This window comes from Flavobacterium chungbukense, from assembly GCF_020805785.1.
Lineage (GTDB): Bacteria > Bacteroidota > Bacteroidia > Flavobacteriales > Flavobacteriaceae > Flavobacterium > Flavobacterium chungbukense.
The window spans coordinates 427,150-446,936 of record NZ_JAJGZV010000002.1 but is presented as its reverse complement, the minus strand read 5'-3'; the positions used below and the strand labels follow the sequence as shown (position 1 = coordinate 446,936).

Here is a 19,787-nt window from a genome sequence, read left to right as displayed (position 1 = left end):
CAAAGAGATTCGCCAATCTTTGTAGAGTTTCGAATGTGATTTCTCCTTACGTCGAAATGACAAGATTGTGGTAATTTTGTAGATTAAACAAAAATATTTCTTTTACTTCCAATGCAATTCTAACGCAAAACACGTCTTTTCGCCTTTTGTAATGCTGAATGTTGCTGTTGTATGATCATCGTCTTCACTTTCGTGGATTACAACATTATCTTTTAATGAAAGCTCTTTCATGAAATTCATTTCGAAGCTTTTTACTTCTTGTTTCATGATTCTTTTTGGATCAACGTGATCTAGACACCATTCCAGATATTTTACGTTATTTACGTGATTTACAATATCTAAATCAGATAAATAAACGGTTTTTTCAAAAACAGCTTCTTTTTCGTGATTGATGTTTATTTTAGAAAAGCCTTCTTCTGTGGCTCTGTTTTCTGGGAATAATTCGAAATGTTCATAAGGAAGTGCCAAAGCTTCCGGACGACGCGCTTGCGTATTAAAAACAGCCCAATACGTTTCGCAACCAACGATTTTTTCACCGTTTACATACATTTCCAGTGCACGAACTGAACGTGAATTTTCTAGACTATTAATCCATGTTTTTACGGTAACAACATCTTGCCATTTTGGTAAAGCGTGAACTTCTACTCGCATACGGCTTAAAACCCATGCTTGGTGAAATTCCTGCATGTCATAAAAACTAATTCCTCCAATTTCTGAATGTGCTGCCGCAGTTAATTGCAAAATATTACACAAATCGGTATATTTTAAGTAACCTGTTGGTGTGCATTGTGTGAAATTGATTTCCCAGTCTTTGCTTAAAACTGATGTGAAATTAGGAGATATTGGCATTTTATAATTTTAGATTTTAGATTGTTGATTTTAGATTTTTTCTGCGGGAAATAGAATAAAGAAAAAAGATTAACTATTAGATTTTTTGAAATACGATGAGACTATTTTAAAACTTATGAAAATAAGAGAAAATAATATTATTCCAAAAATTATAAATTCAGTTGTATTTAAATTTTTAAAATGTGGTTTTTTAATTTTTTCATTTAATGCTATAGAAAATGCTATTGTTAAAACTATAGTGCAAAAAATAAAAGAAATATTTCCTATCAGTTTTAAAAACTTCATTTTACTAGATTTTCTATGTACTTTATGATTTCTTTTCTATCTAAAGCATAATCAAACCACTTGGTATTTTCGTTTCGTTTGAACCACGTTAATTGTCTTTTAGAAAATCTTCGCGTGTTTTTTTTGATTTCTTCGACTGCAAAAGGTAAAGTGAATTCTCCGTCAAAATAACTAAATAATTCTCTATAACCGACCGTTTGAAGCGCATTTAACGCTTTATTAGGATATAAGGCTTTTGCTTCTTCGAGTAAACCTTCATTCATCATGATGTCAACACGCTGGTTGATTCGACTGTAAATAATTTCTCTATCAGCATCTAATCCGATTAATATAGGAGTGAAGTCTCTATTGTTTTTCTTTTGATTTAGAAATGAGGAATAGGGTTGTTGCGCTCCAATGCAAACTTCTACAAAACGCATCATTCGTTGTGGATTTTGTAAAGTCTGAGGATTTTCTAAAGTTATTTTTTGGTAATAATCTGGATCTAAATTTTTTAGCTGTTCCTGAAGATATTCAATTCCGAGTTTTTCGTAGTTTGAATTTACTCCTAAACGAACTTTTGGATCGATTTCTGGAAATTCGTCGAAACCTTTTAAAATAGCATCAACGTATAATCCTGAACCGCCAATGAAAATTGCAAAATCATTGGTTTTAAATAATTCTCCGATTTTTTCTAATGCTTCTTTTTCGTAATCGCCAACGGTATAATTCTCAAAAATAGATTTATTTTGAATGAAATGATGTTTGGCAGAGTTTAATTCTTGTTGATTAGGAACTGCAGTTCCAATTGTCATTTCTTTAAAAAACTGACGGCTGTCGCAAGAAACAATTTCGCATTTAAAATGTTGTGCCAAAGCAATACTCAAGGCTGTTTTGCCTATAGCTGTTGGTCCGACAATGGTAATTAGGTATTTCATATTTTTTAGCCCAGATGGAAATGGAAACCCCGGACTTATATTTGTTGAATTTTTTTGGTGTAAAAGAGCGACCAGCGGAAGCTCCTTTTAGGCCTTAAAAAATTACAAATATAAGGAGGAGTTGCAATGTACAGCTGGATTAGCTTCTAAAAATTAATTATTTGGCAGTTCAGTTCCGCATTCATAACAATATTTTGCATTGTCGAAATGAACCTGTGACTGACATTTTCTGCATGTTTTTTTTCCGCTCACAGAATTGTTTCTTAGACTGCTTTTGGCAAACTCAGCAGTTACAATTCCAGTTGGAACGGCAATGATTCCGTAACCTAAAATCATTACAAAAGCGGCTATAAATTGCCCAAGAGGCGTTTGTGGCGAAATGTCTCCGTAACCTACTGTTGTTAAAGTTACAATTGTCCAATAAATTCCCATTGGAATACTTGTAAAACCTGATTCTCGTCCTTCGACCAAATACATTATTGTACCAATTATTACGGTGCTGATTAGGACAAAATAGATGAAAACCAGAATTTTTTCTTTACTGGCTTCTATGGCTTCTTTTAATTGTAATGATTGATGGTTGATTTGCGGAATATGCAAAATTTTAAATAATCTAAGAAAACGCAATGCTCTTACGATTGATAAAATGCTTGCGCCAGGAAAAAAAATCGACAAATACATTGGTAAAACGGCAAGTAAATCGATGATTCCGTAAAAGCTGAAAATGTATTTTACGGGTTTTTGTATGGATATTATCCTTAAAATATATTCAATGGTAAAAAAGACCGTAATTATCCATTCGCAGACAAGCAATTGTTCGTGATATTTTGAGCTGATTCCTTGAACGGTATCTAGCATTATCAAAAGTACACTCAGTAAAATCAAACCTAACAATACTAAATCGAACATTCTGCCTAATATGGTGTTTGTGCCATATAGAATGATTTTGACTTTTTCTCTAAAGATTTCGTATTGTGATTTTTTGTGCTTCATATCTTTAAAGATAATGAAAGTTTTGATTGATTAAAAATGCATGATTTTAAGTGATTTGCTTTTTCGGATGTAGTTTTGAATAATATTCTTTACATCGCGATTATGCTGCATTGGAATTAGAATGTTTTTTAGGATTTCAATATTCGTAATTTGATAATTTAAATCGTAATAAGCGTAACCTTTGAATGTTCCGTTTTCTATTAAAATAGCGCTTCTTTCATTTACATTTCTGCCTCTGTCGATTAAGATCATGCTTTTATTTTCGAAACTGTTTTCTGAAATAAACTGCTGTACTCGCAAATTGTATGTTTCAGCAGGAAATTCGCCAATGCAAGCGCCGTCACATTCTTTTATTTTATATTGAAAACATTCTTTTTTACTTTGATATAATCCTGTCAGTTTTTGACACAAAAAATATTTTGCAGTAAATTTGAAAAGCGCATTTTTTCCTTCTTGCAATGAAGCAAATGATGTGATTTCTTTTTTACGACCATCTGCTTTTTCGAGTTTCAGATTGATGTAACCGTTAGCATCTTTTTCTGCATATAAAGCAAAAGGGAAAACTGATTTTTTCTGAGAACGATTGTATCTCGGACGATTTACTTTTACTTCCTGACTTTCCTTTAATAGTGCAATTAATTCGCTGCCAGTTTCTTCATAAGTAATCCTGAAAACTTGTGCTTGAATTCTTTTACTTTTAGTTGTAATTCCGGTAAAATGCTGGTTCATTCTTTTCTTGATATTTTGGCTTTTACCAATATAGATTAAAGTGCCAGCTTCATTATAAATATAATAAACACCCGTTTTAGCAGGCATTTGATTTATGAGATCTAAGAATTTTGGTGCAATTCCTTTTTCTAATTCTAATTTTATAAAATCTTTTACAATTGTTTTTTCGACATCTTTCTCTAAAAGCATTTTAAACAGTTTTGTAGTTGCCATCGCATCGCCGCTGGCACGATGTCTGTCTGCCATTGGGATTCCTAGTGCACGAACTAATTTTCCTAAACTGTAAGATGGCTGTTCTGGAATTAATTTTTTTGCTAATTCTACAGTACAAAGTGTTTTGGCTTCAAAATCGTAGCCCAAACGTCTAAATTCTGTTCGTAAAATTCTATAGTCAAAAGATGCATTGTGAGCAACAATAACACAGTCTGAAGTAATTTCGATAATACGTTTTGCTATTTCGTAAAATTTTGGTGCAGACTGTAACATAGCATTATTTATCCCAGTCAGTTTTACTACAAACGGCTGAATAGGAATTTCGGGATTAACGAGGCTTATGAACTGGTCAATTACTTCATGTCCATCAAATTTATAGATGGCGATTTCGGTAATTCCCTCTTCATTAAATTGTCCTCCAGTGGTTTCTATGTCAAGTATTGCGTACAAATTCAGTGTTCAGTCTCAGTTTTTAGTATTCAGTTTTTTTTCTGTAAAAGCCTATTATTTGTTCGCTTTACAGGATTTGGTGTCGAAATTATCTTCCTCCAAAAATGCTACTTCCAATGCGCACCATTGTACTTCCGCATTCTATTGCTAATTGATAATCTCCGGACATTCCCATTGATATAGTATTCAGTGTGCAGTTATCAGCTTTCTGTTCTTCTATCGAATCAAAAATCGATTTTAAATGGGTGAATTCTTTTTTTATCTGGTTATGGTCTTCGGTAAAAGTTGCCATTCCCATTAAACCCAAGATACGAATATTTTTCAACTCTTTGAACTCCACAGAAGTTAAAAGTTCAGTTAATTCATTTTCATCCAAACCAAATTTAGATTCTTCTTCAGCGATATAGATTTGAAGAAGACAATCTATTGTTCTGTTGTTTTTTAAAGCTTGTTTGTTGATTTCCTGCAATAATTTCAAACTGTCAACGCCATGAATCAAAGTAACGTAAGGCGCCATAAATTTGACTTTATTGGACTGGACATGACCAATCATATGCCATTGAATGTCTTTTGGCATTTCTTCCCATTTTTCAGTCATTTCCTGAATTTTGTTTTCTCCAAAAATACGCTGCCCAGCTTCATAAGCCTGCATCAAGTCTGAAACAGGTTTTGTTTTTGAAACGGCAACTAGAGTTACGTGCTCAGGTAAAGTTGCTTTAATCGTATTTAAATTTGATGCTATTGACATTTGTGATTTATTTTTTTGAAAGCTGAATATGTAGTCTTTCATTTCTTTCTGAAGGAATGTAAAAATCTATCTTTTTGCCTTCTAATTTTAATTTAGTATCAAATCCTGGACCTTTTGCATTATCTTCTAAAGGTATATAAAATGATCCCATATCACTCTGAAAAAGATAGCCAAATACTTTATCATAGCAGTTAACAGAACCACAAAAATAACCGACTACTTTTTCATCAAGATTTACAACTATTATTTCAAATTTAGATTTTAGGTTTAAATCTCTTAAATATAGAATTAAAAAATTGTGTTTTCGTTTTTTGTCAAAACTTTCAGTGCTTTTAAATACACAATTTTTATATTTTTTATTGTTGACTTCTAATTCGTAGTTGTTTTCTTGATTTAAAATTCGAGTTATTCCAAAGAAATAATCAATAGTTACTGGTTTGTACCAATAAAGAGCGATTAAACTAAAAATAATTATAATGAATAAAAAGATTACTTTTTTCATACAACTATTTTAAGTCTATACAAACTGCTTCGAGATTTTTTCTGCTTTCTTACTTTCGCTATAATCGTAAAAACCTTCGCCAGATTTAACTCCTAATTTTCCAGCTCTAACCATATTTACTAATAATGGGCAAGGAGCATATTTAGGATTTTTGAATCCGTCGTACATTACGTTAAGAATTGCAAGGCAAACATCAAGACCAATGAAATCGGCCAATTGCAACGGTCCCATCGGGTGTCCCATTCCTAATTTCATAACCGTATCGATTTCATAAACTCCAGCAACTTTATTGTATAACGTTTCGATTGCTTCATTTAGCATCGGCATTAAAATTCTGTTTGCTACAAATCCTGGATAGTCGTTTACTTCGACAGGAACTTTACCTAATTTTTCAGATAAAGTCATGATGATTTTGGTTACTTCATCGCTTGTATTATACCCGCGAATGATTTCAACCAATTTCATAATTGGCACCGGATTCATAAAATGCATTCCAATAACTCGTTCAGGATGCGCTACAACTGCTCCAATTTGTGTAATTGAAATAGAAGAAGTATTAGTTGCTAAAATGGTATTATGTGAACAATATTCGTTTAATTGTTTAAAGATGTTCAGTTTTAATTCAACGTTTTCAGTTGCGGCTTCAACAACAAGATCAGCACCTACAACACCATCTTTAATATCAGTATAAGTAATAATATTAGTTATAGTTTTTGCAACGTCTTCCTGCGTAATGGTTCCCTTTGAAAGCATACGATCCAAATTGGCAGCGATCGTTGCCATTCCTTTGTCTAATGATTTTTCAGAAACATCAATTAATTTTACGGTAAATCCGCTTTGCGCAAAAGTATGAGCAATTCCGTTACCCATTGTTCCTGCACCAATTACAGCTATTGTTTTCATTTTAGGCTAGATATTTTTTTATGATTTAGCCACGAATTCACCAAATAAATCGTGAATTCGTGGCTAACTTATTTTTTTGATAGTACTTATTTTTTATCGAAGCAATCAATAATTTGATATGCTACACGCAAAGCATCTGTAGCTTGTTCAAGAGTTACAACTGGAGTTGTATCTGTATTTACGGCATTGGCAAAAGATTCTAATTCGTCCAAGATAGCATTGTTTTGCTCTACATCTGGATTAGTAAAATAGATCTGTTTTTTTACGCCTTCTGCGTTTTGTAAAATCATATCAAAATCTCCAGGAACTTCTGGCGCATCTTTCATACGAACTACTTCGCATTTTTTTTCTAAAAAGTCAACTGAAATGTAAGCGTCTTTTTGAAAGAAACGTGATTTACGCATGTTTTTTAAAGAAATTCTGCTTGCCGTTAAATTGGCAACACAGCCATTTTCAAATTCGATTCTGGCATTGGCAATATCCGGAGTATCACTAATTACTGAAACACCACTCGCGTGAATATCTTTTACTTTTGAATTAACAACACTTAAAATAGCATCAATATCATGAATCATTAAATCTAAAACCACAGGAACGTCTGTACCACGCGGATTAAATTCGGCTAAACGATGTGTTTCGATAAACATCGGATTTTCGATCATGTTTTTTGTAGCAATAAAAGCAGGATTAAAACGCTCTACGTGTCCAACTTGCCCTTTCACATTATATTCTTTTGCCAAAGCAATAATTTCTTCGGCTTCTTCGACAGTGTTGGCAATTGGTTTTTCTATAAAGATATGTTTTCCTGATTTGATCGCTACTTTTGCACATTTGTAGTGCGAAAGTGTCGGAGTAACAATGTCAATCACGTCTACTGCGTGAATGAGTTTTGCAATTGTGCTGAAGTTTTTATAGCCAAATTCTTTTGAGATTCTTTCGGCATTTTCTTGATTTTCGTCGTAAAATCCAACTAGTTCATATTTGTCAGATTGTTGTAATAAGCGTAAATGTATTTTACCAAGATGACCAGCACCTAAAACTCCTACTTTTAACATGAGAATGTATTTTAAACAAAAATATAATTTATTTGTTTAACGTGAAAATGAATTTAGGTAATTGTGAGTTGTGAATTATAAATTGTTAATTAAACACGATGACTTTTGACTTTAATATTTTATTATTTAAAAATCAATATTTGAAATCCTGTTTTGTTTCTTATTTTTGCGAAAATAAAACCAACCTATTTTGAAAGATACTGCCAAACATCAAGGACTTCGTAATCAATTAGTAACGACTTTATCGCAAAAAGGAATTACTGATAAAGCAGTTCTAGATGCGATAAAAAAAATCCCGAGACACCTTTTTTTAAACTCAAGTTTTGAAGATTATGCTTATCAAGATAAGGCTTTTCCTATAGGAGCAGGACAAACAATCTCTCAGCCTTACACTGTTGCTTTTCAATCGCAGTTATTAGAAGTAAAAAAAGATCATAAAGTTTTAGAAATTGGAACAGGTTCTGGTTATCAGACTGCAGTTTTATTTGCTTTAGGTGCGAAAGTATATACAGTTGAAAGACAAAATGAATTGTTTAAAACAACATCAAATCTTTTTCCTAAATTAAATATTCGTCCTAAACATGTTACTTTTGGAGATGGTTACAAAGGATTACCAAATTTTGCACCTTTTGACAGTATTATAGTTACAGCAGGTGCTCCGTTTATTCCACAGCCATTAATGGCGCAATTGAAAATCGGAGGAAGATTGGTAATTCCGCTTGGAGAGGATGTTCAGATTATGACTTTATTGATTAGAAAGAATGAAACGCAATTTGAGAAACATGAGTTTGGAGAATTTCGATTTGTTCCTTTGTTAGAAGATAAAAATTAATGAGAAAGCCCAGTTTTAAGCTGGGCTTTTATTTTGTAATTAATTGAATAGCTCGATTTAGATTTTCTTTTTCAATTTTTAAGATATAATTTATAAAAATCGATTTGTCATTCTTGACTTGACTTTTTTCTAAAACAGATAAATATTCTTCTTTGCTGTTTTGATTAGCTTCAATTGTGGCATAAACATAATTATGTTGAAGTAAAATCCAATTTAACAGCAAATTTGCCATTTGATGATTTCCATTTTCAAACGGATTAATCTCAAGTATTTTTAAATAAGCTTCAGAGGCAAGAATTATGGGGTTAATATTATTTTTGTGCAGTTCGCACCAATTGAAAAGTAAATTCATTTCACGCAAAATCAATGAATCACTTTTGTATTTTCCTAAATTCTCAGATTCAATTCCTCTAAACATTAAATTATGAATAATTAGAAAGTCTTTTTCGTTTAAGAAAGTTTTCTTTTGAATTAAATCTTTAATGTACACTAGTATTTCATGAAAGTTTATTGCCTCAAGATGATTTTGCATACTTTTTCCAGAAATAGTCAATCCGTCATTTATTACAGATTTTATTTCATTTTGTGTTAATAAATTTCCGTTTGAGTGAATACTGCTGAAAATAAATTGTAGCTCTAAAGTTTTTGAAATTTGACGTAATTCAAAATGGTTAAAAGATTGAATTTTAGTTTTTAATATTTCAATTTCATCTAAAATGATTTGATAAGAAGAAAGTAATTCAGAATTCAACTCTTTTTTATTTTTCTGAATTTCTTGTTCGACTAAAAGCAAGGCTTTCAAAGCAAATTCTTCATCCCCAATTTCATAAAGAATTTTTTCTTTAAGCCAAGCAACCATTAAAATTTCGTAATCAATTTCTAAAAGTTGAGCCAATTTAGTTACTTGATCTTTGGTTGGTTTTCTTGTTCCAGATTCAAATTTACTAATCAAAGCCTGATCAATTCCTGAAAGTTGCGCCAATTCGCGGGTTTTTAAACCTTTTTGCTCTCTAGCATTTTTTAGAAGTGATTTCATTATGAATAATTTAGTCTTGACAAATTTAGTCAATTTTATTTATGTAAAAAAAGCAACTTTTATTTAGTTGCTTTTGATTTCTTATTTTGAAGGAAGAGATCCGTCTTTTTTCATTTCTTTAACTACAGATAGCATTATAGCGTCAACAGTTTGTCCTAAATCGGTCACATTTTGCGATTCAGTTGTGCCTGTCCATATTAATTTATTTTGTTTTAGAGAAAAAACATTGGTTTCAACCATATACAAAGTGGATTCTTGATAATAACCTGGATCATAAAAATTAGGAGAGTACATTCCGTACCAATTACCAAAACCATATCCGTACATTCCGGTATATATTCCGTCAAATCCGCCGTAATACATTCCGGTGTAAGTGCCAGGAACATAGGTAGTTTCTTTTTCTTTACTGACTAAACGCATACTTACAACTCCATCAAAGTTTTCATCTTGCAGAATTTTTAGCTTTTGTTCCTTTGTCAATTGGCTTGAGGCATCTAAATATTGATATGAAGTTTTAAATACCGGATTATTAGCTGCAATTCTGTTTTCAATAATTCGCCTCGAGGCTTCGTCTTTTACCAAAGCGACAACCAAAACTTTTTTAAATTCTTCTTGCGCAATAGTGACATCTGGATCTCTCCAACTGTTTACAATTGAAGTATTACTGCCGCATCCTAAAAATGCAAAACTTGCCATCAGCAAAACAAAGTACTTTTTCATATTTTACAGTTAAATTGGTTATAAGTAAAAATAACTATAAAATGCTAATAAATAAGTCTTTGTGCTGAAAATAAAAAAAAGCTTACTAATTGTAAGCTTTTTTAATGCGGTCTAAATCGCGTTTTGTGTCCTGTTCTTTTAGAGATTCGCGTTTATCGTAGTTTTTCTTTCCTTTACAAAGTCCGATCTGAAGTTTGGCTAAACCTTTCTCGTTTGTAAATAGTTTTAGCGGAATAATGGTCAATCCTTTTGCCTGAACACTTTTATGAAGTGTTTTTAATTCTTTTTTATTAAGAAGCAGTTTTCTTTCGCTTCTAGATTTATGATTGAACTGATTTCCAAAAGAATATTCTTCTATATAAGTATTGATTGCAAAAAGTTCCATCCCGCTAAATTCGCAGAAGCTCTCCGTAATATTTGCTTTTCCTAAACGTATAGATTTGATTTCGGTACCTGTCAAAACGATTCCAGCTGTATAGGTATCGATTACTTCATAATCAAATCGGGCTCTTTTATTTAATATATTGACTGATTTTAACATAATGCAAATGTAAGACAAAATTGAAAACTTTATAACTGCACAAGATAATTAAAGTTTTTTTTTAATCTATGATTTTAATCATTTCCGAGAGAAAAGCTTACGGCTAAGTTTGTTTCATAATTTAAAATAAACTTTAAAAATGAAAAAAATTGTAACATTAGTGAGTATTGTGTTATTTGGTTTAACTGCTAAAGCTCAAGACGCATCTCAAGGCTTAAAAGGAGCTTGGTTTGCAACTTCCCAATTTGGTTATCAGCAAACTAAAACTGGAGACGTAAAAGGAACTAATTTATCCGTTCTTCCAATTGTGGGAACATTTATTACGCCATCTGTAGCAGTAGGTGCGGGAATAGGTTATATTAATATCAAATCGGAAGGTTTTGATGGAGTTAGTCCAGATCTGAAAACACTAGGAAATACAGATTTAATTGTTATTCAGCCATTGGCTAGAAAATATTGGAATGTGGCAGGATCTTTATATTTCTTCGGACAAGCAGCAATACCAGTAATTACTGGAAAAGAAAAAGAAAGTAACTTAAAAGTAAATCAAGTTGGTGTGTCTGTATCGGGTGGTTTTGATTATTTTGTAACTAAGAATTTCTCAGTTGAATTTTCTTATGATTTAGTAAATTTCACTTCTACAACTTTAAAACCAGAAAATGGAGAGAAAACAACTGTCACAAATTTTGGATTGGCTCACGTAGCTAATGTTGATTCTTATTACAATACTGCTTTAGGAGGAAGTGCTCCAAATTTGACTTCTCCAATTTCAGTTGGATTTAAATTCTTATTCTAATTATTCTTTATTTGATTGATGTAAAATTCTATTTAGTAATTTTGCATAAAAAGAAAGACCGTACTTTTTTACAGTACGGTCTTTTTGATAGTATTTAAAAAGTATAAAATGGAAAATAAATCAAAAGATCCTTTACACGGAATTACACTTCAAAAAATTGTTGAAACATTAGTCGATTTTTATGGTTTTGATACTTTAGGAGAATTGATTCCTATTAAGTGTTTTACTTCTAATCCAACTGTAAAATCGAGTCTTACTTTTTTAAGAAAAACAGAATGGGCTCGTAAAAAAGTTGAAAGTCTTTATTTAAAAACACTTCCTAAATTAGGTTGATTTTTACAGTTTGTAAGAAATCATAACTCCTCCACGATATGGAAGCCATTCGCCACTTTTATTCCAGTTAACAGTCTTTTCATATCTTCCAGGAGTTCCATCATTGTATTTACCATGATAAAACCCTTGGTGCCAGCCTCCGCCAACAAAAAAATCAAGTAAAAATTTATCGTTTAATTTAAGATTGTAACCAATTGTTGCTCCAAGTCTGTATCCAAAACCATCTTCATATTTATTGCTATCCCAGTAATTCCATTTTTGCAGTTCGTATTTATCTGCGCCTATATGAGCTCCAGCATAAAAGCCATTGTATTTTTCTTTGAAATGATAACGAATCTCTGGAGTTACAGTAATAAATTTCATCGGGTGATGGCCATCAAAAGACTCCCAAAAAGAAGCCATTACATCGGCACTAAATGTTGTTTTTTCTCCAATACTTGTTTCAATTCCAATATTTGGTATTGCAAGTAAAGCAGTTGCTCCATTGAATTTTATAAAAGTCTGACTTTGTAATTGAATTGATAAAAGAAGAACAGTAAATGCAAAAAATTTTTTCATGGTATTTTTTTGAGGGGAATAATTTTCGCCACAAATATAACGGAACTAGAGTCTTGGTATTGCTGGTTAACCAATATTTAACAAGATTATTTTTTATCAGAATTAAGGTTTAAATCTATTTATTTAATAATGAATAAATTACCTTGTCTAGAAATTTACCGCCATAAAATTCAGACTCTTTAAAATGAGCTTCTTTAGTAAAGCCGCATTTTTGAAGCACTTTTTCTGAAGCATAATTTTCAGGGGCAATTACTGCTTCAATAGAATGTAGTTTTAGCTCTTCAAACGCGTATTGTATCAACCTATTTACAGCTTCGGGCACAAATCCTTTTCCGTGAAATTGAGGTAGAATCATATAGCCAATTTCAGCTCTATAATTCTCAGGCTGTAATCTGTAAAAACCTATAAAGCCTATTAGTTTAGGGTTGTCTTTAATTCTAATTCCCCAATTAATTCCTTCGTTGGTCTCAATTTTATCTCGAATCATCTTAATATGTTCCAAAGCTTCTTCATTATTTTGAACTAATGGTCTTGGAATATATTTCATTATCTCAGCATTTGAACGTAATTCAAAAATTTCATTTACGTCTTCATCCGTAATTCTGTCTAAAAGAAGACGCTCTGTTTCGATAATTGGGAAAGGAGAAAAGTTGAATTCTAACATCTTAGTTATATTAAAGTATAGTAATGCTAAATTTTGCTTTAAAGTTTTTGTTTGCTTCTAAAGTTAAAATTCCTTCTTTCTCGTATAAATTTCCAGAATTTTCATCGGTATCAGAATAGCCGAGCCAAGGTTCAATACAAACAAAGGGAGCATTTTCTTTAGTCCATAAACCTAAACTTGGAAAATCTTTAAAATCAACTTTTATGTAAGGTTTTGAATTTTCAAGAATAGTCAAAGATTTTGACTCTAATGTCTTAAAAATTAAAGCATCATTTTTGAAAAGCTCGTAATTTAAAGGAACAATTCTGTTTTCTGTTTCTAAAATTTCAGTTTTTGATGAAATTAAATCATTTTCAAGAAGATAGTATTTTAGATTTTCTTCTTTTTCAAATTCAAAAGCATAATCCTCAAAACTAGCAGGTAACGCAATGGCTGGATGTGCTCCAATTGAAAAAGGTAGTTTTTCTGTTCCTTTATTAATAACGTTGTATTCTATCTCTAAAGAATTTTCATTTAAAGTATAAATAAGTTGCAATTCAAAATCAAATGGGTATTTCTTTAAAGTTTCTTCAGAAGATTGTAAAGAAAATACCGCTTTGTTATCGCTTTTTTCAATCAATTCAAATTCCATCTCGCGAGCAAAACCATGGCGAGGTAAATTGTACTCTTTATTATCGATTTTATAAGTATTGTTTTTTAAAGTTCCAACGATTGGGAAAAGAACAGGAGAGTGCTTACCCCAGAAATCAGGATTTCCTTCCCATATATATTCGTTGTTTTGATTGTCTTTTATAGAAACTAATTCAGCTCCAAGATGTTTTATAGAAGCTGTTATCGTTGAATTTGAAATTGTTGTAGTCAAAATAGTTGATCTAAAGTGAATGATTTTTACAGTGATGTAAATATATTTTATAAAAATTACTTTTTTAAGAAATCAGCTAAATTATTTTATTGATAAAATTTTGCTAAAATTCAATTTAAGTTTTGAAATTTCTCTGTGAATAGCTTTTTTTTTCATTAATTTGCTACATAAACAGCTAAAAAATATGAAAAAGCAATGTGCAAAAGCCATTTTAACCGCGGCTTTATTTTTTGGGATTTCTTCGGTTTGGGCGCAGCAAACTCCGTCAGCGACAACAACAAATCCAGTAAATAATTATAATTATCATGATGCCTTTGGTCCTCATTTTTACACAAAAAACGGGACTTCAACTCGTACAGCGAGCGGTCAGCCTGGTATTGAGTATTGGCAGAATAGAGCCGATTATCAAATCACAGCAAAATTAAACGGTACAACAAATGAAATTGTAGGTACAGATGAGATAACCTACACCAATAATAGTCCAGACAAATTAGGGTTTCTTTGGTTGAATTTAGATCAAAATTTATTTAAAGAAGATTCACGCGGAAATGCTGTGGTACCTTTAACAGGAAGCCGTAATGGAGCTCAAGGTCAGGTTTTTGAAGGCGGTAACAAAATTAAATCGGTAAAAGTAATTTCTGGCGGGAAAACGAAAACAGAAGTTGAGGCAAAATATATTGTTACAGATACCAGAATGCAGATTTTTCTTCCACAAGAATTGGCTGCAAAGGGAGGTTCTGTAAAAATTAAAATAGAATTCTCGTTCATCGCACCATTTGAAGGATCGGACAGAATGGGAGTTTTAGAAACTAAAAACGGAAAAATCTTTACAATTGCGCAATGGTATCCGCGTATGTGCGTGTATGATGATGTAAGAGGTTGGAATACTCCTCCGTATTTAGGTGCGTCTGAGTTTTATTTAGAATACGGTGATTTTGATGTAAAGTTGACTGTTCCAGGCAATCATTTTGTAGTGGCTTCTGGTGAATTGGTAAATGGTCAAGAAGTGTTCTCTGCAGATCATTTTAAAAAATACAAAGAGGCATCAAATAGTGACAAAGCGGTAACAATTCGTTCTGAGCAAGAAGCAAATACAGCTCTAAGCGCAGGTACAGATAAAACATGGCATTATAAAATTAAAAATGCACGTGATTTTTCTTGGGCGTCATCTTCAGCTTTTATTTTAGATGGAGCTAAAATTAATCTTCCAAGTGGTAAAAAAGCACTAGCATTATCTGCTTATCCTGTTGAAAGTGCAGGTCAGGCTGCTTACGGACGTTCTACTGAATATGTAAAAGCATCTATTGAACATTATTCTAAGCAATGGTTTGAGTATCCTTATCCAGTGGCTACAAACGTTGCAGGAAATGAAGGCGGAATGGAATATCCTGGAATTGTATTTTGCGGATGGAAATCTAAAGGAGCAGATTTATGGGGAGTTACAGATCACGAATTTGGGCATATCTGGTTTCCAATGATTGTGGGTTCAAACGAAAGATTATTCGGATGGATGGACGAAGGATTTAATACCTTTATTAATTCATTAAGTACTGCTGCATTTAATAATGGTGAATATAAAGAGCCAGCAACAGATTTACATGAACAAGCAGAGCCTTTTACAAGACCTGATTTGGAAACTATCATGAGCTCTCCTGACAATATGAAAGAACAAAATATTGGAATGTTGTGTTATTTTAAACCAAGTGCAGGTTTAGTAATTTTGAGAGAACAGATTTTAGGAAAAGAGCGTTTTGATACTGCATTTAGAACTTACATTCAGCGTTGGGCTTACAAACATCCACAGCCAGATGATTTCTTTAGATCTATGGAAAATGTAGCTGGAGAGGATTTAAGCTGGTTCTGGAGAAGCTGGTTTGTAAATAACTGGAGATTTGATCAAGGAATTAATTCTATCAAATACGTAAAAAATGATCCTGCAAAAGGAGTGATTATTACAGTTGAAAACTTGGATAAAATGCCAATGCCGATTGTTTTAGATGTTAAAACAAAAAGTGGTAAAGTAACCAGAGTTAATCTTCCTGTAGAAATCTGGCAACGTAATAATGACTGGTCTTTCAAACATAATTCTACTGAAGAGATAGAAAGTATCACTTTAGATCCTGATCACGCATTTCCAGATAATAATGCATCAAACAATGTTTGGACAGCAGGAAAAAGCAAGGTTGAAAAAGACGTAATTTTAGATCCTTATGTTGGAATGTTTTCAACTTCAAGAGCGCCTCTTAAAATTGAGGTTTCTGAGAAAAACAGTACACTTTATGTAGAAATTACAGATTTCCCTAAGTTCTCAGTTAAACCAGTAGAAAACGAAAAAGACACCTTTGAGTCTAAAGGAGCTGGTTTGAAATTCAAATATAATGAAGCAAAAACAGGTTTTGATATGATTGTTTTAGGTAACGGGCAAGTAATTCCTTTTACAAAGAACTAAAATTAAAACATTAAATAGTTTAAAACCCGATAGTTAGGAATAGCTATCGGGTTTTGTTTTTTGTGTTTGTTCACAAAATGTAAAAAAAATGTTAGAATTTTAATTTTTTGTTTTGTAAATAAAAAAATAATGTAATTTTGCACCGATGAATAAAACAAGTTTACATATAACTTCTTTGTCACGGACAAACTCACCGATTACTTCTCCCGAAGTACGGACACTATCTCTATAGTGTTCACTGAGTTTTATAGCCGTATATTTATTCATATCCATTTTTCATTTTGAAATCACATAATTTGTCCATTGGACAAACATATCCTAAAAGTATTTATTATTTTGTAAATTTTCTTGATCAAGTTTTTGATTTTGAGAATGTTACTTCTATTTTGTTTATTTTTATTGGATTCAATTCTGGATTTCAAACGAATCAATATTCTTTAATTTTTAACGCTAAACTTCAATTATTGAAATGAAGATCTCTATTGTTGTTACCCAGGAAGAACACTTCAAATTCGCACAAGAAATCTGCGATACGATAGAATCATCTGCCTTATTAAGAGGCACGGGGATTGCTAAAAGAACTCCTGAGTACATTCAGAAAAAAATGGCAAACGGTGATGCAATGATTGCTTTGGCTGATGGAAAATTTGCAGGTTTTTGTTATATCGAAAGCTGGCAGCATGGAAAGTTTGTTGCTCATTCTGGATTAATTGTACATCCAGATTATAGAAGCCATGGTTTGGCAAAAAAAATAAAATCAAAAGTCTTTGATTATTCTTTGAAAAGATTTCCAGATGCTAAAATATTCGGAATCACAACTGGTTTGGCGGTTATGAAAATTAACTCTGAACTAGGTTATAAACCAGTTCCTTTCTCTGAATTGACTACCGATCCAAGTTTTTGGGCAGGCTGTAAAACCTGTACTAACTTCCCGATTTTACAAAGCAAAGAAAACAAAATGTGCCTTTGTACCGGAATGTTATATGACCCAAAAGAAAAACAAAAAACACCGCCGAGACATCCTTTTAACGAGGCTGTTTTAAGCAGACTTAAAAAAATTAAACAGGCATTATTCTTAAACAAATTATTGTCATTTGTTTTTTTATTTAAAATTTAATCAAAAGAAATCTCAAACTGCTAAACACGAAAGTATTAGCCTAAATTATAAAAAATGAAAAAAGTAGTATTAGCTTATAGCGGAGGATTAGATACCTCGTATTGTTTGAAATATTTAAAAAATGAAAAAGGATACGAAGTTCATACTGTTCTTGTAGACACAGGAGGATTTTCTGCTGAAGAATTATCAGCAATCGAAAAAAGAGCTTACGAGTTAGGAAGTGCACAACACGCCAACTTAACCATTTTAGATAAATATTACGATAAAGCTATAAAATACTTGATTTTCGGAAATGTATTAAAAAACAATACATACCCATTATCAGTAAGTGCTGAACGTGTTTTTCAGGCAATTGAGGCTATAAAATATGCTAAAAAAGTAGGAGCTACCGCAATCGCTCATGGAAGTACTGGTGCAGGAAACGACCAAATTCGTTTTGATTTGATTTTCCAAACCATTGCTCCGGAAATTGAAATCATTACACCAATTAGAGATTTAAAATTATCAAGACAAGAAGAAGTTGATTATTTGGCTCAAAACGGAGTTCATTATTCTTGGGAAAAAGCACAATATTCTATCAATAAAGGACTTTGGGGAACAAGTGTTGGAGGGAAAGAAACTTTAACTTCAAGCCAACCGTTGCCAAGTGAAGCTTATCCTTCTCAATTGCAAAAAGAAGGAGAAGAAAAGGTTACACTTCATTTTGAACAAGGAGAATTAGTTGGTTTAAACGGAAAAACAGATAAACCTTCAAACAATATTGTAGCTCTTGAAAAACTGGCAAGTGCTTATGCAATTGGTAGAGATATTCACGTTGGAGATACGATTATTGGAATTAAAGGAAGAGTTGGTTTTGAAGCTGCAGCTCCGTTAATTATCATCAAAGCGCACCATTTATTAGAGAAACATACTCTTGGAAAATGGCAGCAATACTGGAAAGAACAATTAGGAAACTGGTACGGAATGTTATTTCACGAAGGTCAGTTCTTAGATCCAGTGATGAGAAACATTGAAACTTTCTTGCAAGACACGCAAAAAACAGTAAATGGAACGGTAACAGTTTCTTTAAAACCATATCATTTCTCACTTGACGGAATCGAATCTAAAAACGATTTGATGAACACAGGTTTTGGTCAATATGGAGAAATGAACAATGCATGGACATCTGATGATGCAAAAGGATTTATCAAGATTCTTGGAAATGCACAAAATATATTTTCATCTGTAAATCAATTAGATCATGATTAATGTCGGAATTATTGGTGGTTCGGGCTACACGGCCGGAGAACTCATCAGAATTTTAATGTATCACCCAAACGTAAACATTGATTTTGTTTACAGTACAACAAACGCTGGAAAACCACTTTCTGTGGCGCACCACGATTTGATGGGAGATATTGAAATGAATTTTACAGCTGAAATTAATCCAAATGTGAATGTAGTTTTCTTGTGTTTAGGTCATGGAAAATCAATTTCATTTTTGAAAGAAAATCAATTTGCGAGTCATACCAAAATCATCGATTTAGGAAACGATTTCAGATTGAATAAAGATGCTCATTTCGAAGGAAAGGATTTTATTTACGGTTTGCCTGAAATCAATAAAGCCGAAATTAAAAAAGCAAATTATATTGCAAATCCTGGTTGTTTTGCTACAGCTATTCAATTGGGTTTATTGCCTTTAGCAGAACATAATTTATTGAATAATGATGTTCATATTAACGCTACAACTGGAAGTACAGGTGCAGGGGTAGGTCTTTCAGAAACTTCTCATTTCAGTTGGAGAAACAACAATATGTCGCATTATAAAGCATTTGAACACCAGCATTTGGGAGAAATCGGAGAAAGTTTAGTTCAATTGCAAGACGATTTTGACAGCGAATTGCTTTTCATTCCGAACAGAGGAGATTTTCCAAGAGGAATTTTTGCAACGCTTTATACATTATGTGATGATAGTTTGGAACAATTAGTTGCGAAATATGAAGAGTTTTATAAAAATGAACCTTTTGTAACCATTACCACAACAAACATCAATATGAAACAAGTGGTGCAAACGAATAAATGTATCATCAGTTTATTGAAAAAAGGAAACCGGGTTCTCATAACATCAATTATTGATAACTTAACCAAAGGTGCTTCGGGACAAGCAATTCAAAACATGAATTTAATGTTCGGATTAGAAGAAACCACAGGTTTACATTTGAAACCAAGCGGATTTTAATTTTTTAGTTTCAAGTT

The 19,787-nt window shown here is 32.2% G+C and carries 22 protein-coding genes; 7 read left to right on the top strand and 15 right to left on the bottom strand.

What is annotated here, in order from left to right:
* Window positions 1–102 precede the first annotated feature (102 nt).
* The 8 genes from LL966_RS07190 to LL966_RS07155 form a co-directional block, all read right to left on the bottom strand.
* On the bottom strand, window positions 103–849 hold the full coding sequence (locus LL966_RS07190; protein ID WP_229351720.1) for an acyl-[acyl-carrier-protein] thioesterase: 747 nt from the start codon (window positions 847–849) through the stop codon (window positions 103–105).
* Window positions 850–1,130: 281 nt separating this feature from the next.
* Entirely contained in the window at window positions 1,131–2,051 is a 921-nt protein-coding gene (gene miaA, locus LL966_RS07185) for a tRNA (adenosine(37)-N6)-dimethylallyltransferase MiaA (protein WP_229351717.1), read from the bottom strand.
* A 153-nt stretch (window positions 2,052–2,204) separates the two neighbouring features.
* Window positions 2,205–3,044 carry an ion transporter gene (locus tag LL966_RS07180; protein WP_229351715.1) on the bottom strand — a complete coding sequence of 280 codons (840 nt, stop codon included), beginning with the start codon at window positions 3,042–3,044 and terminating at the stop codon, window positions 2,205–2,207.
* 30 nt (window positions 3,045–3,074) lie between these two features.
* Window positions 3,075–4,436, bottom strand: a complete 1,362-nt coding sequence (locus tag LL966_RS07175; protein WP_229351712.1) for an exonuclease domain-containing protein — start codon at window positions 4,434–4,436, stop codon at window positions 3,075–3,077.
* An 88-nt stretch (window positions 4,437–4,524) separates the two neighbouring features.
* A complete protein-coding gene (locus tag LL966_RS07170) occupies window positions 4,525–5,184 on the bottom strand; it encodes a YggS family pyridoxal phosphate-dependent enzyme (RefSeq protein WP_229351709.1) in 660 nt (219 codons plus the stop codon).
* Window positions 5,185–5,191: 7 nt separating this feature from the next.
* A complete protein-coding gene (locus LL966_RS07165; protein WP_229351706.1) occupies window positions 5,192–5,686 on the bottom strand; it encodes a hypothetical protein in 495 nt (164 codons plus the stop codon).
* Between the two features lie 15 nt (window positions 5,687–5,701).
* Complete coding sequence (locus LL966_RS07160) at window positions 5,702–6,589, bottom strand: 3-hydroxyacyl-CoA dehydrogenase family protein (RefSeq protein WP_229351704.1); 888 nt, start codon at window positions 6,587–6,589, stop codon at window positions 5,702–5,704.
* 86 nt (window positions 6,590–6,675) lie between these two features.
* Window positions 6,676–7,644 carry a Gfo/Idh/MocA family protein gene (locus LL966_RS07155; protein ID WP_229351701.1) on the bottom strand — a complete coding sequence of 323 codons (969 nt, stop codon included), beginning with the start codon at window positions 7,642–7,644 and terminating at the stop codon, window positions 6,676–6,678.
* Between the two features lie 190 nt (window positions 7,645–7,834).
* On the opposite strand from LL966_RS07155, the gene LL966_RS07150 reads away from it, so the two are divergent.
* Complete coding sequence (locus LL966_RS07150) at window positions 7,835–8,476, top strand: protein-L-isoaspartate(D-aspartate) O-methyltransferase (protein WP_229351699.1); 642 nt, start codon at window positions 7,835–7,837, stop codon at window positions 8,474–8,476.
* Between the two features lie 28 nt (window positions 8,477–8,504).
* On the opposite strand, the gene LL966_RS07145 is transcribed toward LL966_RS07150, so the two are convergent.
* From LL966_RS07145 to smpB, 3 genes are all read right to left on the bottom strand, one after another.
* Window positions 8,505–9,512: a helix-turn-helix domain-containing protein gene (locus tag LL966_RS07145; RefSeq protein WP_229351696.1), complete on the bottom strand. Its 1,008-nt coding sequence runs from the start codon at window positions 9,510–9,512 to the stop codon at window positions 8,505–8,507.
* 81 nt (window positions 9,513–9,593) lie between these two features.
* On the bottom strand, window positions 9,594–10,232 hold the full coding sequence (locus tag LL966_RS07140; protein ID WP_229351693.1) for a hypothetical protein: 639 nt from the start codon (window positions 10,230–10,232) through the stop codon (window positions 9,594–9,596).
* Window positions 10,233–10,317: 85 nt separating this feature from the next.
* Window positions 10,318–10,773 carry an SsrA-binding protein SmpB gene (gene smpB / locus LL966_RS07135; protein ID WP_229351691.1) on the bottom strand — a complete coding sequence of 152 codons (456 nt, stop codon included), beginning with the start codon at window positions 10,771–10,773 and terminating at the stop codon, window positions 10,318–10,320.
* A gap of 139 nt (window positions 10,774–10,912) precedes the next feature.
* On the opposite strand from smpB, the gene LL966_RS07130 reads away from it, so the two are divergent.
* Together LL966_RS07130 and LL966_RS07125 are read left to right on the top strand one after the other, a co-directional pair.
* A complete protein-coding gene (locus tag LL966_RS07130; RefSeq protein ID WP_229351689.1) occupies window positions 10,913–11,569 on the top strand; it encodes a porin family protein in 657 nt (218 codons plus the stop codon).
* A 108-nt stretch (window positions 11,570–11,677) separates the two neighbouring features.
* A complete protein-coding gene (locus LL966_RS07125; RefSeq protein ID WP_229351687.1) occupies window positions 11,678–11,902 on the top strand; it encodes a VF530 family protein in 225 nt (74 codons plus the stop codon).
* A gap of 3 nt (window positions 11,903–11,905) precedes the next feature.
* Here LL966_RS07125 and LL966_RS07120 read toward each other — a convergent pair whose 3' ends face one another.
* The 3 genes from LL966_RS07120 to LL966_RS07110 form a co-directional block, all read right to left on the bottom strand.
* Complete coding sequence (locus tag LL966_RS07120) at window positions 11,906–12,460, bottom strand: DUF3575 domain-containing protein (RefSeq protein WP_229351684.1); 555 nt, start codon at window positions 12,458–12,460, stop codon at window positions 11,906–11,908.
* A 115-nt stretch (window positions 12,461–12,575) separates the two neighbouring features.
* The gene (locus LL966_RS07115) at window positions 12,576–13,124 is read right to left on the bottom strand and encodes a GNAT family N-acetyltransferase (RefSeq protein ID WP_229351682.1); all 549 of its coding nucleotides are present in this window, start codon (window positions 13,122–13,124) and stop codon (window positions 12,576–12,578) included.
* Window positions 13,125–13,134: 10 nt separating this feature from the next.
* A complete protein-coding gene (locus LL966_RS07110) occupies window positions 13,135–13,986 on the bottom strand; it encodes an aldose 1-epimerase family protein (protein ID WP_229351679.1) in 852 nt (283 codons plus the stop codon).
* Between the two features lie 184 nt (window positions 13,987–14,170).
* Here LL966_RS07110 and LL966_RS07105 point away from each other — a divergent pair, with 184 nt between their 5' ends.
* Complete coding sequence (locus tag LL966_RS07105; RefSeq protein WP_229351675.1) at window positions 14,171–16,435, top strand: M1 family metallopeptidase; 2,265 nt, start codon at window positions 14,171–14,173, stop codon at window positions 16,433–16,435.
* Window positions 16,436–16,534: 99 nt separating this feature from the next.
* On the opposite strand, the gene LL966_RS07100 is transcribed toward LL966_RS07105, so the two are convergent.
* Window positions 16,535–16,702: a hypothetical protein gene (locus tag LL966_RS07100; RefSeq protein ID WP_229351674.1), complete on the bottom strand. Its 168-nt coding sequence runs from the start codon at window positions 16,700–16,702 to the stop codon at window positions 16,535–16,537.
* 202 nt (window positions 16,703–16,904) lie between these two features.
* Between LL966_RS07100 and LL966_RS07095 the strand changes: the two genes are divergently transcribed.
* Genes LL966_RS07095 through argC form a run of 3 tightly spaced genes read left to right on the top strand, consistent with a single transcriptional unit; the run spans window position 16,905 to window position 19,770 of the window.
* Entirely contained in the window at window positions 16,905–17,552 is a 648-nt protein-coding gene (locus LL966_RS07095) for a GNAT family N-acetyltransferase (RefSeq protein ID WP_229351672.1), read from the top strand.
* A 54-nt stretch (window positions 17,553–17,606) separates the two neighbouring features.
* Window positions 17,607–18,800: an argininosuccinate synthase gene (locus tag LL966_RS07090; RefSeq protein WP_229351670.1), complete on the top strand. Its 1,194-nt coding sequence runs from the start codon at window positions 17,607–17,609 to the stop codon at window positions 18,798–18,800.
* Window positions 18,793–19,770 carry an N-acetyl-gamma-glutamyl-phosphate reductase gene (gene argC, locus LL966_RS07085; RefSeq protein ID WP_229351668.1) on the top strand — a complete coding sequence of 326 codons (978 nt, stop codon included), beginning with the start codon at window positions 18,793–18,795 and terminating at the stop codon, window positions 19,768–19,770. The genes LL966_RS07090 and argC overlap by 8 nt, the downstream gene beginning before the upstream one ends.
* The last annotated feature ends 17 nt before the right edge of the window (window positions 19,771–19,787 follow it).

Excerpts from the sequence above, each read along its gene's own strand:
- LL966_RS07115 (WP_229351682.1), bottom strand. The coding sequence starts at position 13,124 with ATGTTAGAATTCAACTTTTCTCCTTTCCCAATTATCGAAACAGAGCGT.
- LL966_RS07165 (WP_229351706.1), bottom strand. The coding sequence starts at position 5,686 with ATGAAAAAAGTAATCTTTTTATTCATTATAATTATTTTTAGTTTAATC.
- LL966_RS07090 (WP_229351670.1), top strand. The coding sequence starts at position 17,607 with ATGAAAAAAGTAGTATTAGCTTATAGCGGAGGATTAGATACCTCGTAT.
- LL966_RS07100 (WP_229351674.1), bottom strand. The coding sequence starts at position 16,702 with ATGAATAAATATACGGCTATAAAACTCAGTGAACACTATAGAGATAGT.
- LL966_RS07125 (WP_229351687.1), top strand. The coding sequence starts at position 11,678 with ATGGAAAATAAATCAAAAGATCCTTTACACGGAATTACACTTCAAAAA.
- LL966_RS07105 (WP_229351675.1), top strand. The coding sequence starts at position 14,171 with ATGAAAAAGCAATGTGCAAAAGCCATTTTAACCGCGGCTTTATTTTTT.
- LL966_RS07120 (WP_229351684.1), bottom strand. The coding sequence starts at position 12,460 with ATGAAAAAATTTTTTGCATTTACTGTTCTTCTTTTATCAATTCAATTA.
- miaA (WP_229351717.1), bottom strand. The coding sequence starts at position 2,051 with ATGAAATACCTAATTACCATTGTCGGACCAACAGCTATAGGCAAAACA.
- LL966_RS07190 (WP_229351720.1), bottom strand. The coding sequence starts at position 849 with ATGCCAATATCTCCTAATTTCACATCAGTTTTAAGCAAAGACTGGGAA.
- LL966_RS07155 (WP_229351701.1), bottom strand. The coding sequence starts at position 7,644 with ATGTTAAAAGTAGGAGTTTTAGGTGCTGGTCATCTTGGTAAAATACAT.
- LL966_RS07140 (WP_229351693.1), bottom strand. The coding sequence starts at position 10,232 with ATGAAAAAGTACTTTGTTTTGCTGATGGCAAGTTTTGCATTTTTAGGA.
- LL966_RS07145 (WP_229351696.1), bottom strand. The coding sequence starts at position 9,512 with ATGAAATCACTTCTAAAAAATGCTAGAGAGCAAAAAGGTTTAAAAACC.
- LL966_RS07180 (WP_229351715.1), bottom strand. The coding sequence starts at position 3,044 with ATGAAGCACAAAAAATCACAATACGAAATCTTTAGAGAAAAAGTCAAA.
- LL966_RS07130 (WP_229351689.1), top strand. The coding sequence starts at position 10,913 with ATGAAAAAAATTGTAACATTAGTGAGTATTGTGTTATTTGGTTTAACT.
- LL966_RS07160 (WP_229351704.1), bottom strand. The coding sequence starts at position 6,589 with ATGAAAACAATAGCTGTAATTGGTGCAGGAACAATGGGTAACGGAATT.
- argC (WP_229351668.1), top strand. The coding sequence starts at position 18,793 with ATGATTAATGTCGGAATTATTGGTGGTTCGGGCTACACGGCCGGAGAA.
- LL966_RS07095 (WP_229351672.1), top strand. The coding sequence starts at position 16,905 with ATGAAGATCTCTATTGTTGTTACCCAGGAAGAACACTTCAAATTCGCA.
- smpB (WP_229351691.1), bottom strand. The coding sequence starts at position 10,773 with ATGTTAAAATCAGTCAATATATTAAATAAAAGAGCCCGATTTGATTAT.
- LL966_RS07170 (WP_229351709.1), bottom strand. The coding sequence starts at position 5,184 with ATGTCAATAGCATCAAATTTAAATACGATTAAAGCAACTTTACCTGAG.